At 39.7% G+C, this 17,023-nt stretch carries 15 protein-coding genes and 2 pseudogenes; 11 read left to right on the forward strand and 6 right to left on the reverse strand.

Going from position 1 to position 17,023, the window contains the following annotated elements; translation table 11 throughout:
* Positions 1-9 precede the first annotated feature (9 nt).
* Both Q9312_RS00910 and Q9312_RS00915 read left to right on the forward strand, forming a co-directional pair.
* Positions 10-585, forward strand: a complete 576-nt coding sequence (locus Q9312_RS00910; protein WP_309202648.1) for a hypothetical protein — start codon at positions 10-12, stop codon at positions 583-585.
* A 562-nt stretch (positions 586-1,147) separates the two neighbouring features.
* Positions 1,148-1,561 (forward strand): hypothetical protein, encoded by a 414-nt coding sequence (locus tag Q9312_RS00915; RefSeq protein ID WP_309202649.1) that lies wholly within the window; start codon positions 1,148-1,150, stop codon positions 1,559-1,561.
* A gap of 113 nt (positions 1,562-1,674) precedes the next feature.
* Here the strand turns inward: Q9312_RS00915 and Q9312_RS00920 are convergent, their stop codons facing one another.
* The 3 genes and pseudogenes from Q9312_RS00920 to Q9312_RS00930 form a co-directional block, all read right to left on the reverse strand.
* Positions 1,675-2,715 (reverse strand): IS481 family transposase, encoded by a 1,041-nt coding sequence (locus Q9312_RS00920; protein ID WP_309201277.1) that lies wholly within the window; start codon positions 2,713-2,715, stop codon positions 1,675-1,677.
* Positions 2,716-2,823: 108 nt separating this feature from the next.
* Positions 2,824-3,891 (reverse strand): annotated as a pseudogene (locus Q9312_RS00925) (IS3 family transposase); the annotation flags it as partial.
* Between the two features lie 563 nt (positions 3,892-4,454).
* The gene (locus tag Q9312_RS00930) at positions 4,455-4,901 is read right to left on the reverse strand and encodes a hypothetical protein (RefSeq protein ID WP_309202650.1); all 447 of its coding nucleotides are present in this window, start codon (positions 4,899-4,901) and stop codon (positions 4,455-4,457) included.
* A 449-nt stretch (positions 4,902-5,350) separates the two neighbouring features.
* Here Q9312_RS00930 and Q9312_RS00935 point away from each other — a divergent pair, with 449 nt between their 5' ends.
* From Q9312_RS00935 to Q9312_RS00950, 4 genes are all read left to right on the forward strand, one after another.
* Positions 5,351-6,109, forward strand: a complete 759-nt coding sequence (locus Q9312_RS00935) for a hypothetical protein (protein ID WP_309202651.1) — start codon at positions 5,351-5,353, stop codon at positions 6,107-6,109.
* 81 nt (positions 6,110-6,190) lie between these two features.
* Positions 6,191-7,666: an RHS repeat domain-containing protein gene (locus Q9312_RS00940; protein ID WP_309202652.1), complete on the forward strand. Its 1,476-nt coding sequence runs from the start codon at positions 6,191-6,193 to the stop codon at positions 7,664-7,666.
* Positions 7,667-8,003: 337 nt separating this feature from the next.
* Positions 8,004-8,420 (forward strand): Imm44 family immunity protein, encoded by a 417-nt coding sequence (locus Q9312_RS00945; RefSeq protein WP_309202653.1) that lies wholly within the window; start codon positions 8,004-8,006, stop codon positions 8,418-8,420.
* Positions 8,421-8,506: 86 nt separating this feature from the next.
* Positions 8,507-9,715, forward strand: coding sequence for an IS256 family transposase (locus tag Q9312_RS00950; protein WP_309201191.1), 1,209 nt, complete (start codon positions 8,507-8,509; stop codon positions 9,713-9,715).
* A gap of 295 nt (positions 9,716-10,010) precedes the next feature.
* Here Q9312_RS00950 and Q9312_RS00955 read toward each other — a convergent pair whose 3' ends face one another.
* Entirely contained in the window at positions 10,011-10,994 is a 984-nt protein-coding gene (locus tag Q9312_RS00955) for a transcription factor IIS helical bundle-like domain-containing protein (RefSeq protein WP_309202654.1), read from the reverse strand.
* A gap of 51 nt (positions 10,995-11,045) precedes the next feature.
* On the opposite strand from Q9312_RS00955, the gene Q9312_RS00960 reads away from it, so the two are divergent.
* Both Q9312_RS00960 and Q9312_RS00965 read left to right on the forward strand, forming a co-directional pair.
* Entirely contained in the window at positions 11,046-11,420 is a 375-nt protein-coding gene (locus Q9312_RS00960) for a hypothetical protein (protein ID WP_309202655.1), read from the forward strand.
* Between the two features lie 224 nt (positions 11,421-11,644).
* The gene (locus Q9312_RS00965; RefSeq protein WP_309202656.1) at positions 11,645-12,088 is read left to right on the forward strand and encodes a hypothetical protein; all 444 of its coding nucleotides are present in this window, start codon (positions 11,645-11,647) and stop codon (positions 12,086-12,088) included.
* Here the strand turns inward: Q9312_RS00965 and Q9312_RS00970 are convergent.
* A pseudogene (locus tag Q9312_RS00970) lies at positions 12,062-13,222 on the reverse strand (IS3 family transposase). The gene Q9312_RS00965 and the pseudogene Q9312_RS00970 sit on opposite strands and share 27 nt — an antisense overlap.
* Before the next feature lie 268 nt (positions 13,223-13,490).
* Between Q9312_RS00970 and Q9312_RS19415 the strand changes: the two are divergent.
* Together Q9312_RS19415 and Q9312_RS00975 are read left to right on the forward strand one after the other, a co-directional pair.
* The gene (locus Q9312_RS19415; protein WP_353961548.1) at positions 13,491-13,703 is read left to right on the forward strand and encodes an AHH domain-containing protein; all 213 of its coding nucleotides are present in this window, start codon (positions 13,491-13,493) and stop codon (positions 13,701-13,703) included.
* Between the two features lie 11 nt (positions 13,704-13,714).
* Positions 13,715-14,266 carry a hypothetical protein gene (locus Q9312_RS00975; protein WP_309202657.1) on the forward strand — a complete coding sequence of 184 codons (552 nt, stop codon included), beginning with the start codon at positions 13,715-13,717 and terminating at the stop codon, positions 14,264-14,266.
* 762 nt (positions 14,267-15,028) lie between these two features.
* Here the strand turns inward: Q9312_RS00975 and Q9312_RS00980 are convergent.
* Positions 15,029-16,012 carry a transcription factor IIS helical bundle-like domain-containing protein gene (locus tag Q9312_RS00980; RefSeq protein WP_309202658.1) on the reverse strand — a complete coding sequence of 328 codons (984 nt, stop codon included), beginning with the start codon at positions 16,010-16,012 and terminating at the stop codon, positions 15,029-15,031.
* Between the two features lie 192 nt (positions 16,013-16,204).
* Between Q9312_RS00980 and Q9312_RS00985 the strand changes: the two genes are divergently transcribed.
* A complete protein-coding gene (locus Q9312_RS00985; RefSeq protein WP_309202659.1) occupies positions 16,205-16,780 on the forward strand; it encodes a hypothetical protein in 576 nt (191 codons plus the stop codon).
* The last annotated feature ends 243 nt before the right edge of the window (positions 16,781-17,023 follow it).

Below are 17,023 nucleotides of genomic sequence, written 5' to 3' on the forward strand. Positions count from 1 at the left end.
GCGATGCTGATGATTGATTTAGTAAGAAAAATACATGATGGCTACGGAACCTCTAGTTTAGCTGGCATAAAATTTATTGAACAATTCCGTGGTGAAATCAAAAAATATAATGCCAAAGAGCTATTTGCATTTTTGATGGAGAATTGTTCATGTAAGTTTACAAGTGAGTTACTACTTTCTTCTGAAGACTTGTTGAATAATTTGAGCTCAGATGATTGGATTAGTATTCTTGAGTGTTCCAATAGAGCTGCTAACCCTCTTGATGAAAATAATGATGGTTTCTTTACGGATATTTATTTTCTGGTGAAATATTTAAGGTTGGATTTTTTCGACTATCTACTTGCTTCTGATAAGGTAAGTTCGAATGACAAAAAAAATATACTTTCTTTTTGTAAGCTTAAATCTTCTCGGCTAGCTTTAGATGAACTCGATATTGAGGATATGGATGGGGATTATTTTATTTCTTACGAAGTAATAGAGCGCAAGAGACTAGAGTTATTAGAAAATGATGTTTTTAACGAAATTAAGTTTTCTGATATCTATGAACATATGGATGAATTGGAGCGTAAATATAGTTTTAGATAGTTCCAGACAGGGATTAACTAGAGGGATTATCTAGGACACCCATGAGGATTATCTAGATTATCTAGTGCGATTTATTAGGACACCCATCACTCTTGGGAAGGAGAACTGTATTATCATTACAGATTATCGAGGACACCCACCGCTTTCGCTTTGAGGGTTTAAGGCTAAACAAAAAAGGCTTTTCCATTAAGTTCAAACCATCAACCAAATAGAGGCGTACATGGAGAGCTCATCGCAAATAAAAGATTAACTAGGACACCCATCACTCTCAAGGAATTAAACAGGGACATCCATTACTTTTGGATTTACTAGGACACCCATCACTTTAAGAAGGAGAGCCAACTACATAGCGCGGTTCTCTATTCCTATCGGTTAACTAAAATAGCAGGAACAGGTTAGAATTTAACTAAGAAGGCAATAAAAATCGATATGATAGATGGGTGTCCTGTAAAAGTGGGGTGGCGGGTTATCCAAAGAAGAGCTCGGCTCACGGAGATAACAAAAGAAGTCATAACGGAGTAAAATATAAAGGCGGCTGTTTTAGTGAATGGGGAGGCGACTCATGTTAAACAACTTATTAATTACGTTATCAGTAGCATTGTTCTATTGCATAAGTGCAGTAGCTGTGGAATGTAATGAAAAATCAATTCAACAGGAAATTTTAGGGGAAGACGTTTTGTCTCTATACGATAGCTTGGCTTTTATATCTATTTTAGATAGAAGTGGCGAATTTGCTGACTTAAATCGAGGAGAAAAATACTGGTTGGCTATTGATTCAAGACACGAATATCTTACTTTGAGAACTGAAAATGATAAAGTGTTAGAAGTAATTATACGTAATCCAGATTTAGTTACTGAGCAAGGCATTGGTGTTGGCACAACGTTAGAAGAACTAAGAGAAGCTTATCCTAAAGCAGTGAAGTTTGTTCTGGTCAAGTCCAACCGGACACTTTCTTTAGAGAGTTTTCATAGTTAATTGGCGATAAATCACCGTTACTAGAATGCAGCCTTTCGAGGTTGTAATACTTCATGTGTACTAGCTCAGACTTAATCTGACAGTTACCCGTTTTTCAATTGGTGTCTGTCAGTTTAGATTTGAGCTAGATTTTTGTCAGCCCAAATTCTCTTACCATCAATTAATGTTTCATTGGGCGTTCGTCCACAACACATTTTTCCTTGATGGGTGCGTTCATTATTGTAGTAAACTATCCATTCGTCCAGATCCTTTTGAAGCTCATCCAGTGAACTGTATAATTTCTTCCGAAATGTAACCTGGTAGAACTCGTTCAATATCGTTTTATGGAATCGTTCGCAGATACCATTGGTTTGCGGTGACATTGCTTTAGTCTTTGTATGCTCGATGTCATTGATTGCTAAATACAGCTGATAGTCGTGATGTTCAACTTTTCCACAATACTCAGTGCCGCGATCCGTTAATACTCGCAACATGGGTAACTCATGTTGCTGGAAGTAAGGTAGCACTTTGTCATTAAGTATGTCGGCTGCGGTAATAGGTGTTTTTGTGGTGTAGAGTTTGGCAAAGGCAACTTTGCTGTAAGTGTCGATGAAGGTTTGTTGGTAAATTCGTCCAACGCCCTTTAGGTTACCGACATAAAAGGTATCTTGTGAGCCTAAGTAGCCAGGGTGAGCTGTTTCAATCTCACCACAGGCTTCATCATCATTTTTCTTCTTCTCAAGTGCAGCTATTTGGCTATCGGTCAGTATGATGCCCTCTTTAGCAACCTTATCTTCCAGTGCCTTCAAGCGCTTCTTAAAGTTTTCTAGGTCATGCCTGAGCCATATCGACCGGACACCGCTCCCTGATACAAAGACTCCTTTCTTTCGCAACTCGTTACTGGTTCGGTGTTGGCCGTGTGCCGGAAACTCAATGGCATAATTGATAACCGCTGTTTCTGTGGCTTCATCAACGCGATTTTTAACATTTGGGTTGCGACGGCTCTTGCTGATAAGGGCATCGATACCGCCTTCTTCGACCAGTTCTTGATAGCGATAAAATGTATCTCGTGATACGCCCATTACCTTACAGGCTTTCGATACGTTCCCGAGTTCTTCTGCTAAGTTAAGTAAACCAGCTTTGTGTTTTATGATTGGGTTGTTAGTATGTAGCATGAGAGTTACCTCTATAACGTTCTGATTTAAAGATTCGACACCTTTAATCAAAACGGGTAACTCTCACTTTTTCAAGTTGATGTGTCAGATTAAGTCGAGACTAATTCACTTCATGTAAGCTGCGACATCTTTTTTCATGTGTTCTCTGGTTGGTTGATGGACTTTTAAAATCCAGTCGTGCTTTAAACTACCAAAGAATCGCTCAACCACAGCATTGTCCCAACATGCGCCAACGTCACCCATGCTAGCCCCTCATATTGTAACTGGCCAGCAATTTTCGATAGTGATTGCTGGTATATTGAGAGCCGCGGTCACTATGAAATACGCAGCCTTTACTCGGCTGCCTCAAGTTATAGGCTTTCATTAACGCCTTGCTCACCAAGTCAGTCGTCATGCGTTTATCAATATGCCAGCCGACAATTCGTCTGGAATATAAATCCATGACAACCGCCAAGTACATCCAGCCTTCACCAGTCTTCAAATATGTCACATCACCGGCCCAAACTTCGTTCGGAGCAACTGGATTGAAGTTTTGATTAAGCAAGTTATCAGCAACCGAATCGCTGTGTTTTCTTTTCGTTGTTACCTTATAAGCCAATCTTTGCGTCACAAATAGAGACAGTTCTTTCATTAATCGACTGACTCGCCATTCGCCAATTTCAAAACCTTCCTGGCGAAGTTTTTTTGTCATTTCTCGACGCCCAAGACTCTGCCTACTCTGCTCAAATAAGCGTTTCATTCGATTCTTGATACGCCATTCATCCACATCAAATACGGGCTTTTCTCGATGCTTCCAGTCATAAAATGCTGATTTACTGACGTTTAGCAAGCGACAGAGCATTCTGACAGGATAGTGACAGGCTTCTGACTCAATAAACTCATACTTCACTTCATTTCTTTTGCAAAGTATTGGCTGGCTTTTTTTAAAATCTCTTTTTCCATACGCAATTCTTTATTTTCTTTTCGAAGACGTAATAGTTCGGCTCTTTCATCTTCCGAAATAGAGCTTTCGCCTGCATCTGATTCTAGCTTTTCTTTCCAGCGATATAGCATATTCGTCGTAATTCCTAACGATTCAGCTGCTTTTGACACCGAATATCCCTGCTCAGTAACCAGAGCTACCGCATCTTCTTTAAAGCTTTGATCAAACTGTCGTCTTGACCTATTCTTGCTCATCGGTACACCTCAATAAGTTAATCTAATTATCTCTTATTTAAGTGTCCGGTGTCATTAAACCACTACAGTTAACGCATTACTCGAATGGTGTTAAGCGTCAATGGGATGCTTATTATCTAACTGAAGAAAATATAGAGGTTAACTTTAGTTCTAAAGGAATCGTAAAAGATCTTCGTTTGAAGAAGAGGTATAGTAGTGTTAAAGCTCCTAAAGATGAAGCCTTGATTGTGGAAGATGATCCTAGCATGAACGACGGATTTACTAGGACATCCATCGCTTTTAATCGAGAATCGTTTTATCGGAGCGGTTCTCTTTTCCTATCGGTTAAATAAAATTGCAGGGACAGTTTAGAGTTTAATTGAGATGGCGATAAAAATATCGCGATTAACTAGGACATCCATTACTCTCGGGAACGAGAACTGTATTATCATAGCGGTTCTCTTTTCTATCTATTAAATAAAATAGCAGGGATAGGGTACAGTTTAACTAAGAAGGCGATGAAAAAGTCGTGAGACATAGGAGTGCTAAGCCGCTTCGTCTAGCGACCTTTTTAAAATCCAAATTTAACTCGAATAAAGTCTATTGCTAATGCCAATGCCTTTAATGAATCGTTGGTCTAAACTATCCAACAAATGAGTCAACGCAGAGGGGGAGCCGACGGCTCTTAGACCTGCAATGTTGTCGTCTCGTTGCATTAACTCAAGGAATCCATCAGGCTCTAGGTTGAGTCTTTCAAGTATCGGTGGGAGGTCATTCGGAATGTATCCACGTTTTTCACATCTAATAGCGCGTCCGCTGTAATCAACCAGCTCTAAATACTCGGCTTCAGTTACGTTAAACCCATGTCGGTGGTTCTTATTGCTTGATTGAGTCAGCTTCATCAGTTTTACGTTGCGCGAACTCGAGTCCTTATTCATATTTTTAACTCTTTGTTTTACTGAGGTGTAATCCGAGTCTTCAGGTGTACTGGCTAGATTGGCTCGGATAGGATTTAAGTCGACATAAGCCATAGCGGTCACCACGGCTGCTTCATCGAGTAACGCTTGTGACTTAAAGCGTCCTTCCCAGAATCGTCCAGTACATTGGTCCTCAATGATTAACTAGGACACCCATCTCTCTCAATAGAGAATCGTTTCACTGAGGAGTGATTAACTATGATACCCATCACTTTAAAAAAGAGAGCCGACTACATAGCGCGGTTCTCTTTTCCTGTCGGTTAAATAAAATAGCAGGAACAGGTTAGAGTTTAGCTAGGAAAGAGATAAAGATATCGTAAGACATAAGAATACTAAGTCGCTTCGTTTTGCGACCTTTTTCAAGAAGATAAACGAGGACACCCATCTCTCTCAATAGAGAATCGTTTTAACTGAACGGTTCTCTTTTTATATCGGTTAAATAATATAGCTAGAACATGTTAGAGTTTAACTAAGAAGGCAATAAAAAGCGATATGGTAGATGGGTGTCCTGTAAAGAGCGGTATACACGTTATGCTTATGATGGCATGGGTAATCCCATCATTATGCAAGATGCAAATGGTCACTCAATTACTGCGGAATACAATGCGCTTGGCCAGAAAAAACGAGTGGATGATCCCAATATGGGCTCAAAGACTTTTACTTATACAGGGTTCGGAGAAGTTCATAGTGAAACCGATGCCAAAGGTATAACGACGACGTTCGAGTATGACAGGCTAGGCCGTTTGACGCATCGTTATGTAGGAGAATTGACTAATCCACAGGCTAGTTTTGTCTACGATATTGCACCGAAAGGAAATACTGGTGGACAATGTATTGGCTTGCTTTTCAAAGAAGAGCAGCTTGAAAATAATCATTCAAAGACCGTTGGTTACGATGAGCTTTGTCGAGCGACTAGCAGTAGCCAAAATATAGACGGCCAAACATACTCCACAATCACTCACATCGATAGTTACTTTGGCAGAACGAAAGGGATAACCTATCCGAATGGGCTAACGGTTGAATATCGATATAACGACTTGGGTTATTTGACTAAAGTTAAGAACGCCGCCAATGATTATGTTTACCAAGAAATTACTTCTATGGATGCTTGGGGGCAATGGAGTTCTGCAAAAATGGCTGGAGACAACTTAAAAGTTGAGCGCAGTTATTATGAAGCAAGTGGCCAGATGTTAGCGAGTAAGTTGAGTAGTGGTGATGGCAACAGCGATTATCAAGCATTCGACTATGACTATAATAATTAAGGAGATCTAACTAAGTTCCAAGTCAGTAACTTTTTAGGTACCTCTACTTCGATTAGCGTTGAAGAGTATGATAACGATGCATTGCACCGTTTAAAAAGTTCTGCACTGATAGTTGATGGCATTCCCCGACAATCTATTGATTATGACTACGATAAGGTCGGAAACCTGAAAACTAAATCTGATTTTAGTACCGTCAATGGAATGAGTTATGGTAATGGATCTCGTAGTGAGGGGAATGCTGGGCCAAATGCAGTATTGAGTGTGACATTAGCCAATTCAGCGGGTACTCGTACCTACGAATATGACTTAAACGGCAATTTAGAAAATGATAAGTTAAACGGAGCGCAATTACGTCATATCGATTATAACGCGTTTAACAAACCAACTTTAATTACCGTTTCGGGTGGTCATAAGTTAAGCCCGCTTGATCAAAATACCACAGGCGCGTCAACCACAGCGTTTTTCTATGGCGCTGATCAAATGCGTTTCAAACAGGTTAAAACAACCTCCGGTGAAGTAGAGACTACGCTTTATGTCGGTAAGGTTTATGAAGAAGTGATTACTTCAAACCGCACCGAGAAAAAAGTGTTTATCGACGATATCGCGATGCAAACCGAAATCATTGAGAATGGCACGACTGAGTTTAAAATTGGCTTCTTCCACAAAGACCGATTAGGTTCTACCGTGGCTATTAGTGATGAAACTGGAAGCAATATTCAGTTCAGAAGTTTTGACCCCTTTGGTAAACCACGTGAAGGTAATTTGACGCGCAGTCCTAATGCCATCATCGGTAGTGACCTGTACAAACGTGGTTTTACCGATCACGAGCACTTAGATGATAGTCAGCTAATCCACATGAACGGGCGAGCGTATGATTACAATCTGGGAAGGTTCCTCTCAGTAGACCCATTTGTTCAAGATCCGGGTAACTCTCAGAGTATGAATCCGTATTCGTATATTATGAATAATCCATTAGCGGGAACGGATCCGAGTGGATATTTGGCGTGTGAACCGGGTACGCCACAGTGCAAAATATTTGATGATCCACTTGGCTATGTTCCGTATACCAAAGAATGGTGGCAGAAAAATTTTTCATTGAATAATGGTGATGAAAATGATGGAGATAAAACAACTACAGATAGCAAGTTGTCGATAGAGGATATCGGTAGTCCGAATGAAATTGTTTTGTCAGAAATTGAGCAATATAGGCATAAAGGAAATTATACTGTTACCGGAGGTCGACAGGAGTCAGGTGGAACTGAAGGGTTTTATGGTTTAACTTTACCGCCGATGAGCATCGGAGAGAAAATCACAGCGCAGTATCAATATATGTATGCCAACAGTTGGAACGGGCAATATGTAGATGACAAGGGAATTACTTTTTTTGATGAAAATGGAAAATTTAAGTATTATCAATCTCATGCAGAAAGAAGCGGAGCTATTGATCCTGTTTTCCCCGTACTAGAATTAACAGGGGTTTTTCAAGGCGTTAAGTGGGGGGCGTATAGTTTAAAAGCATTAAACAGTTCGATAAGATCTCCAAAAGGAGGGGGGTAGTTACAAACACAGAAGTTCATAAGAATTCATTAGACTATGTTGGTGATGTTCACGTATACAGAATAAAAGGCTCAGATGGAACGTACAAAATTGGTGAGAGTGCTCAAGGGCTTAGAAAAAGAGATGGCGCTTCAATAAGAGCTGAGCAACAGGTGAGAAAGCTCCAGCGTGAAACTGGTGAAATCTACGAATCTAAAATACTAAAAACATTTCCAAATAAAAAGGCTGCTGTTGAATATCAGGATAGATTAAGAGATCGATTTAGACGAATGTATGGTAAGGACACCCTTCCTGGTAATAGAGAGCACTTACGTGGTAAGAAAAAGTAGGATTAGGTATGGCACATAATAAAAAACTCGTTTTAGGTGGCGTTTCTCTAACAAAAGAGAGACCTAATAGGTTTGCAATGCAAGTAATGAAAGAAATACGAGATGAACTTGAGTTACTTATCATTAATTCAGGCTTTCTTATAGGCGCTCCATTTATTTGGATTGGATTGATCTTAAGATATGGATTGGTAAGTGCCGATAAGCCAAAGTACCAAAAGATTAATAAGAAGCATGGTGATTTACCTGTTTCAATTGAGCTTGATACAAATGAGTTATCGGGTGCAAATAAATCTAAGCTTAAACGCATTATGAAAAAGGCTACATTAGTAGCCTTAATTGATATCGCAAATAAATATGAATTAAAAGCTGAGGAGTTTAAAAAATTACTGGATGAGCTAGAGGAGATTAGTTCACATAACGGATAGTTGATTAACTAGGACATCCATCGAGACTGTAAATAACTCTGTGTAACTGTCTATTATTAACCTATTGAATAGGAGATGATAGACCTATGGACAAGAAAGAGGTTGAAGCCTGGGCTCGTAAAGCAGCCAAAGGCATAAAGACTGAAGAAGAGTTAAATGACTTTCGTCAGATGCTGACGAAGGTCACTGTCGAAACCGCTTTGAATGCAGAGCTTGATGAGCATTTGGGCTATGAAAGACACGCTCAGTCAGATTCTGATAATTATCGGAACGGCTATACACCGAAAACGCTTCTTACCGAAGATGGCCCACTCTCAATTGAAACGCCACGAGACCGGCAAGGCACATTCGAACCCCAGTTAGTCAAGAAGCAGCAAACTCGCTTCACTACGATGGACGAGAAAATCCTGAGCCTTTACGCCAAAGGGATGACGACTCGAGAAATCGTAGCCACGTTCAAAGACATGTATGATGCCGACGTCTCGCCCACATTGATTTCAAAAGTCACCAATGCAGTTATTGAGCAAGTCATTGAATGGCAGTCACGCCCACTAGATTCAATTTACCCCATCGTTTATCTGGACTGTATCGTGCTAAAAATTCGGCAAGATAAACAAGTCATCAACAAGTGCGTTTACTTGGCGCTAGGCGTCACTATGGAAGGCCACAAAGAGCTTTTAGGCTTGTGGTTATCAGAAAACGAGGGGGCTAAATTCTGGCTCAACGTTTTAACTGAACTTCAAAATCGAGGAGTTAAAGATATTCTCATTGCTTGTGTTGACGGTTTAAAAGGGTTTCCTGACGCCATCAACTCGGCTTATCCCGAAACGCAAGTACAGCTTTGTATAGTGCACATGATTCGAAACTCCGTTCGCTATGTTCCCTGGAAAGACTACAAGGCCGTGACAGCGGATTTAAAGCGCATTTATCAGTCAGCCACTGAAGAAGATGCGCTGCTTGCGTTAGAGCAATTCTCTGAGCGTTGGGACGATAAGTATCCGCAAATCAGTCGCTCCTGGAAAACTCATTGGCACAATCTAAATACGTTATTTAATTATCCGCCTGAAATACGCAAAGCCATTTATACGACCAATGCCATTGAGTCGCTCAACAGTGTGATTCGAAAGTCGATTAAGAAGCGAAAGCTCTTTCCATCAGATGACTCCGCCAAAAAAGTGGTTTATCTAGCGATTATGGACGCTTCGAAAAAATGGACTATGCCTATTAGAAATTGGAAAGCGGCCTTAAATCATTTTATGATTGTATTTGATGGCCGCTTAGATGACTATGTTTGAACTGGCAGTTACACAGAATAATTTACAGGGTCCATCCATCTCTCTCAATGATTAACTAGGACATCCATCTCTCTCAATAGAGAATCGTTTCAACAGATCGGTTCGATTTTTCTACGAATTAACTAGGACATCCATCACTCTCGAAGAAGAGAACTGGCTTCACTACGCGGTTCTCTTTTTTCTATTACATAAAATTGCAGGGTTAGGTTATAGTTTAATTTGGAAGGCGATAAATATGTCGTGAGACATAGGGATATCAAGCCGCTTTGTCTAGCGACTTTTTCAAGCTACAGGTTTAACTTGAATAAAGTCTATTGTTAATTCCAACACCTTTAATGAAGCGTTGGTCTAAACTATCCAACAAATGAGTCAATGCAGAGGGTGAGCCGACGGCTCTGAGACCTGCGATGTTATCGTCGCGTTGCATTAACTCGAGAAATCCATCTGGCTCTAGGTTGAGTCTTTCAAGTATCGGTGGGAGGCCATTCGGAATGTATCCACGTTTATCACATCGAATAGCGCGTCCGCTGTAATCAACCAGCTCTAAATAATCGGCTTCAGTTACGTTAAATCCATGTCGGTGTGTCTTATTGCTTGATTGAGTCAGCTTCATCAGTTTTACGTTGCGCGAACTCGAGTCCTTATCTTCATTTCGAATTCTTTGTTTTACTGAGGTGTAATCCGAGTCTTCAGGTGTACTGGCTAGATTGGCTCTGATAGGATTTAAGTCGACATAAGCCATGGCGGTCACCACGGCTGCTTCATCGAGTAACGCTTGTGACTTAAAGCGTCCTTCCCAGAATCGTCCCGTGCATTGGTCTTCTAAATTGGCTTTTCGCGCTAAATACTCGTTCAAACAGCGCATAAACCAAGAGATATCGGTGAGCCGTTGTCGCCACTTGGTGATGAGCTCTTGAGCCATTTGAGTAAGAGCCGGGGAGGCATTGCCTTTTAAGTATCGGTTCACAATCAACGGGATTTTGTACAATCGTTTCCAACGGCGGATGACGTTTGCTTCAGACCACTGCTCAGCTTTTTCAATATCAACTCGTAGAACCAGATGATAGTGATTCGACATGATCGCATAGCTGGCTACATCAATGGCAAAGGTATCAGCCAGCAATGATAATCGTTCAACTACCCAATCTTTACGATGTTCGTAGTTCTTGCCTGAAAAGGAATCTTCGCCACACAAGAAGGCGCGCCTTACGCATCGAGCAATACAGTGGTAATAGCTGGTTTGGTTTAAATCAATGAGTGTTTTTCGAGGTTGCGTCATAAGCGATATCCTTATCGTTAATGTCGGCCTTTCACCCTAATGAGATGTTGCTTGCGATTCAATCATGATTTTGCGATGATTTTGGTTAAAACAGTGGGTGTCCTAATAAAAATTGTAGTCGAAGCTCTTAAGCTTAAATCTAAAGTTAATCGAGAGCTGTTTACTCCAACGTATTACCGCGAAACAAAGCCTTCAGGAATTAAGGTCGTTACAGAAGGGGCTAAAGAAAAATTCAACCTGTGGCAAGAGCAGGTAAAATCACAAAACAAAGACTATCTTATCGATATTGCTGATTTAATAGAGACTACTATGGTTACTTTAAGAAAAGATGTAAATTATAAAATTAAGTTTACTGGTCAATGCTCTTTTGAAGGTAGATTTCCAGCTGAAGTCATAAAATTTCTTAAAATAAGATCTAAGCAATAAGTTAGTTAGCAAATAACGCAAGATGTCGACCGCTTAAAACTATTTGAAATGATAGCGTTATTATTAGAACTTCTTTCTTTTCTAATTATTAAATAGTTAGGATGTGTTAATTTATAATTAAGAATGCAATAAAAACGGTATGATAGATGGCTCTTCCATTGAAGTACCATGATCGAAGGTAGTTCTATCATTGTAACACATGATTGATTTGTTGAGGTTATATAGTGAAATATAAGAATTGGTCGGAGATACTTGCTTTATTTCTAGCCTTTTTCGGTTCTGATAGCGCTTTAGGCTGTACTTCTGAGGTAGTGCAAATAAAGGAAGTTGAAATGGCCATTAAGCATCAACGAATGTTTGTAGTGTCCTATGGAGTGTTGCCGATATTAGATAGGCATAATCCAAACTTTAGAGCTCTATCAGATGGTCTAGATTTTGTTTTCTTTATTCCTAATGTTTATGCTGATTCTAAGTTCTACTGTGAGAATGATGACTATTACCCCTTTGGAGAAGGTGTTGTTTCAGTGGGTAAAAGCTGTAAGATTTGTGAGCAGATGTTGGAGGGTGTTAAAAAAATTGATGAGTTTTCAGTCAATGGAGTGACTTTACTCCTAGGCTTGGAAAGTGAGAATTTGTACTGGTCAAGTCCAACCGGACACTTTCTTTAGAGAGTTTTCATAGTTAATTGGCGATAAATCACCGTTACTAGAATGCAGCCTTTCGAGGTTGTAATACTTCATGTAAGCTGCGACATCTTTTTTCATGTGTTCTCTGGTTGGTTGATGGACTTTTAAAATCCAGTCGTGCTTTAAACTACCAAAGAATCGCTCAACCACAGCATTGTCCCAACATGCGCCAACGTCACCCATGCTAGCCCCTCATATTGTAACTGGCCAGCAATTTTCGATAGTGATTGCTGGTATATTGAGAGCCGCGGTCACTATGAAATACGCAGCCTTTACTCGGCTGCCTCAAGTTATAGGCTTTCATTAACGCCTTGCTCACCAAGTCAGTCGTCATGCGTTTATCAATATGCCAGCCGACAATTCGTCTGGAATATAAATCCATGACAACCGCCAAGTACATCCAGCCTTCACCAGTCTTCAAATATGTCACATCACCGGCCCAAACTTCGTTCGGAGCAACTGGATTGAAGTTTTGATTAAGCAAGTTATCAGCAACCGAATCGCTGTGTTTTCTTTTCGTTGTTACCTTATAAGCCAATCTTTGCGTCACAAATAGAGACAGTTCTTTCATTAATCGACTGACTCGCCATTCGCCAATTTCAAAACCTTCCTGGCGAAGTTTTTTTGTCATTTCTCGACGCCCAAGACTCTGCCTACTCTGCTCAAATAAGCGTTTCATTCGATTCTTGATACGCCATTCATCCACATCAAATACGGGCTTTTCTCGATGCTTCCAGTCATAAAATGCTGATTTACTGACGTTTAGCAAGCGACAGAGCATTCTGACAGGATAGTGACAGGCTTCTGACTCAATAAACTCATACTTCACTTCATTTCTTTTGCAAAGTATTGGCTGGCTTTTTTTAAAATCTCTTTTTCCATACGCAATTCTTTATTTTCTTTTCGAAGACGTAATAGTTCGGCTCTTTCATCTTCCGAAATAGAGCTTTCGCCTGCATCTGATTCTAGCTTTTCTTTCCAGCGATATAGCATATTCGTCGTAATTCCTAACGATTCAGCTGCTTTTGACACCGAATATCCCTGCTCAGTAACCAGAGCTACCGCATCTTCTTTAAAGCTTTGATCAAACTGTCGTCTTGACCTATTCTTGCTCATCGGTACACCTCAATAAGTTAATCTAATTATCTCTTATTTAAGTGTCCGGTGTCATTAAACCACTACAATTATACGTTTTTAAGTGTAAGTGATTCCGAGAAAGTGGTGTTTAAGGATAAGAATCGAAAGTATATTGAGTACTTATTTGTTACTGCTAAAACCAATTTATTAAAGAACGAGAAAAAGTAAAAAATACCTTTCACTGTTCAGCAGATGAGATCCATCGCTTATCTCTATCTAATCACCGATTAGATAGATGGGTGTCCTAATGAAAATTGATATAAATTCTTCGCTGAATGGAGTTTTTATGCCTCGAGCTTCTCGGTTTGCCGGCCAAGGTCAAATTTCGCATTCAAGAATACATACGAATGTATACTATCGAGAAGTAAACCGAAGGTTGGCAGGTGCTCGACCTGGAACCGCTAGACAAGTGCTTCAGGGAATTCGGCGTGATATTATGTCTGGCAAAATGCCTTATTGAGAGAGCTGATAGTGATTATTTACAAAGTTGAAAATGATGTTGAAAAGTTTAGTATCGCCCTACCAATGAATGATTCTATATGGGAAGCTAATACACTTGTTTTTAATGGAAGCAGTAAAAAGGGCAGCTGGAAAGATATAGATTTTTTTCTTCAAGATAAGCGTCTTGAAATACCAAACTGTATTTACATTGCACCAGGTGCAATCGCTTTCGACGAAGCCGCTGCGGACAGCTTGATTGATATTTTGGAAATGAGTGGTGAGCTACTTCCTGTAACTATCGATGGGAAAGCTTATTTTTTACATAATATTACAGAGGTAGTTGGAGCTTTGGATGAAGAAAAAACATCATGGGATATCATTGATGGAGTGAAGATAGATATATTGAAATACTGCTTTTTGCCAAATCGTTTAAGCGAATCATCTTTATTTAAGATTCCTAATTTAAACTCAATTGACATTTTTGCTTATAGCCATGGAAAAGATTTGAGTGATGAATTTGTATTCAGATATAATCAAGCAAATTTAAAAGGATTAAAATTTATACAAGTTTTTAGTGCTTAAAATACTGTACCCAATTGAACGAGTTGAATTACAAGTTTATTTTTAAGCCAATTTGATAAAACTAGATTATAGGCTTAAAGGTTGAGACCACTTGGTCAATTAATAACTAAGTAGGTGTTCAATTTTTACAGCAGCTTGATCATAGAAAACCGGTTGAAGTGACCAGTTTATACCCGCACTCTGATCAGGTTGGGACAGTGCCTACAATTGTGGGCACCGGAGATAATTGCTAGGTCTGCTGTTTTAAATTGGTCAGTTCAACCGCTAAGCTCCGAACAGCTTGCTGGTAAAATTGAACAGTCTGAATATTCAGCATATTCTATTTTTTTGCTCTTGGTATTGCAAACTCGACTTTAATGTCATTCATACGAATTCTTCTAGGGTTATCTAAAAGATACTTCTCTTTTAGATAACCCAGTATTGAGGAATTATCGAGGACACCCATCATTCTCGGGCACTCATCACTCTCAGACAAGAGAACTGTATTCTCAAAGTAAGGATTAACTAGGACACCCATCGCTTTTAATCGAGAATCGTTTAATCAAAGCGGTTCTTTTTCTTCTATTAAATAAAATTGCAGCGATTAACTAGGACACCCATCTCTCTCAATAGAGAATCGTTTTATCGGAGCGGTTCTCATATTCTATCGGTTAAATAAAATAGCAGGAACAGGTTAGAGTTTAGGTAGGAAAGAGATAAAGATATCGTAAGACATAAGAATACTAAGTTGCTTCGTTTTGCGACCTTTTTCAAGCTACAGGTTTAACTCGAATAAAGTCTATTGCTAATTCCAACACCTTTAATAAAGCGTTGGTCTAAACTATCCAACAAATGAGTCAATGCAGAGGGTGAGCCGACGGCTCTGAGACCCGCAATGTTATCGTCTCGTTGCATTAACTCAAGAAATCCATCGGGTTCTAGGTTGAGTCTTTCGAGTATCGGTGGGAGGTCACTCGGAATGTATCCACGTTTATCACATCGAATAGCGCGTCCGCTGTAATCAACCAGCTCTAAATAATCGGCTTCAGTTACGTTAAACCCATGTCGGTGGGTCTTATTGCTTGATTGAGTCAGCTTCATCAGTTTTACGTTGCGCGAACTCGAGTCCTTATCTTCATTTCGAATTCTTTGTTTTACTGAGGTGTAATCCGAGTCTTCAGGTGTACTGGCTAGATTGGCTCTGATAGGATTTAAGTCGACATAAGCCATGGCGGTCACCACGGCCGCTTCATCGAGTAAGGCTTGTGACTTAAAGCGTCCTTCCCAGAATCGTCCCGTGCATTGGTCTTCTAAATTGGCTTTACGCGCTAAATACTCGTTCAAACAGCGCATAAACCAAGAGATATCGGTGAGCCGTTGTCGCCACTTGGTGATGAGCTCTTGAGCCATTTGGGTGAGAGCCGGGGAGGCATTGCCTTTTAAGTATCGGTTCACAATCAACGGGATTTTGTACAGCCGCTTCCAACGGCGGATGACGTTTGCTTCAGACCACTGCTCAGCTTTCTCAATATCAACTCGTAGAACCAGATGATAGTGATTCGACATGATCGCATAGCTGGCCACATCAATGGCAAAGGTATCAGCCAGCAATGATAATCGCTCAACTACCCAATCTTTACGATGTTCGTAGTTCTTGCCTGAAAAGGCATCTTCGCCACATAAGAAGGCGCGCCGTACGCATCGAGCAATACAGTGGTAATAGCTGGTTTGGTTCAAATCAATGAGTGTTTTTCGAGGTTGCGTCATAAGCGATATCCTTATCGTTAATGTCGGCCTTTCACCCTAATGAGATGTTGCTTGCGATTCAATCATGATTTTGCGATGATTTTGGTTAAAACAGTGGGTGTCCTAATAAAAATTGTCTGCTTGAGCTATTGCATAGAGTATCGATACAGCGCTGAATTATATGATGCGTTATTTTGAATAATAGGGAATACTATGAGAACTATTTTCTTCCTATGTCTTCTGTTCATTTTTCCCAAAATAGGTGCAGAGGAAAGCTCGATTTATGATGATTTAGAGCGAATAAAGTCAGAGGTTGGGGTGCTAGGTTGTAATAAAGAAGTAATTGATTTTGAGAACGACTCATACAACCAGCTACTTGCTTTTGGTTATGTCTTCTACCTTAAAGAAGCTTATATAGTGAAATTCATAAATAGAGATCAAAATGAAGATGTCTATCTAACTGCTCTAGGTAAAAGTGGTGAATTTTCAGCATGGACAACGGATTCGAAACTAGAGGTTTTTCAAAAGAATCTTACTTTAATGGAAAAAGTGAAAAAGATAAGTGGACTTTCAGGATTCAAGAATAATGGAGAAAAACTCCGATTTATTTATGGTAAATGGAGTAGTAGCGTATTAGTAAGAGAAGAGTTTAATGGTGGCTCTTTAGGTTGGAAGTCTATTGTTATTCTAGAAGGGAATAATATGAAAGATAAAGATCTTTATGTAGAGATTCCAGGAAAAGTAGGATGTGATATTTATGTGCATAAAATCAATTTTACTGAAGATTAGGTAGGTTTATAGAAGAAGAGGTTACGTATTAACTATGAAGCCTGGCAATTTCAATCGAGAATCGTTTAATCATATCAATTAATAAAATAGCGGGGATAGGTTAGATCTCAACTAGGAAGGCGATAGACATCGCTAAGATAGGCGGATGTCCTTTAAATGCTTTTAAATGTCTAGGGATATATAAAAGAATGGTTGAATAATGGCGGTTACAAGCGAAATATGTCAAAAAAGGTTTGCAAGGAG

Source organism: Pleionea litopenaei (assembly GCF_031198435.1).
Lineage (GTDB): Bacteria > Pseudomonadota > Gammaproteobacteria > Enterobacterales > Kangiellaceae > Pleionea > Pleionea litopenaei.

What these genes read in the sequence shown, in the direction of transcription:
- Q9312_RS00910 (WP_309202648.1), top strand. Translation starts at nt 10, where the DNA reads ATGATTGATTTAGTAAGAAAAATACATGATGGCTACGGAACCTCTAGT.
- Q9312_RS00915 (WP_309202649.1), top strand. Translation starts at nt 1,148, where the DNA reads ATGTTAAACAACTTATTAATTACGTTATCAGTAGCATTGTTCTATTGC.
- Q9312_RS00920 (WP_309201277.1), bottom strand. Translation starts at nt 2,715, where the DNA reads ATGCTACATACTAACAACCCAATCATAAAACACAAAGCTGGTTTACTT.
- Q9312_RS00930 (WP_309202650.1), bottom strand. Translation starts at nt 4,901, where the DNA reads ATGGCTTATGTCGACTTAAATCCTATCCGAGCCAATCTAGCCAGTACA.
- Q9312_RS00945 (WP_309202653.1), top strand. Translation starts at nt 8,004, where the DNA reads ATGGCACATAATAAAAAACTCGTTTTAGGTGGCGTTTCTCTAACAAAA.
- Q9312_RS00950 (WP_309201191.1), top strand. Translation starts at nt 8,507, where the DNA reads ATGGACAAGAAAGAGGTTGAAGCCTGGGCTCGTAAAGCAGCCAAAGGC.
- Q9312_RS00955 (WP_309202654.1), bottom strand. Translation starts at nt 10,994, where the DNA reads ATGACGCAACCTCGAAAAACACTCATTGATTTAAACCAAACCAGCTAT.
- Q9312_RS19415 (WP_353961548.1), top strand. Translation starts at nt 13,491, where the DNA reads ATGAAAATTGATATAAATTCTTCGCTGAATGGAGTTTTTATGCCTCGA.
- Q9312_RS00980 (WP_309202658.1), bottom strand. Translation starts at nt 16,012, where the DNA reads ATGACGCAACCTCGAAAAACACTCATTGATTTGAACCAAACCAGCTAT.
- Q9312_RS00985 (WP_309202659.1), top strand. Translation starts at nt 16,205, where the DNA reads ATGAGAACTATTTTCTTCCTATGTCTTCTGTTCATTTTTCCCAAAATA.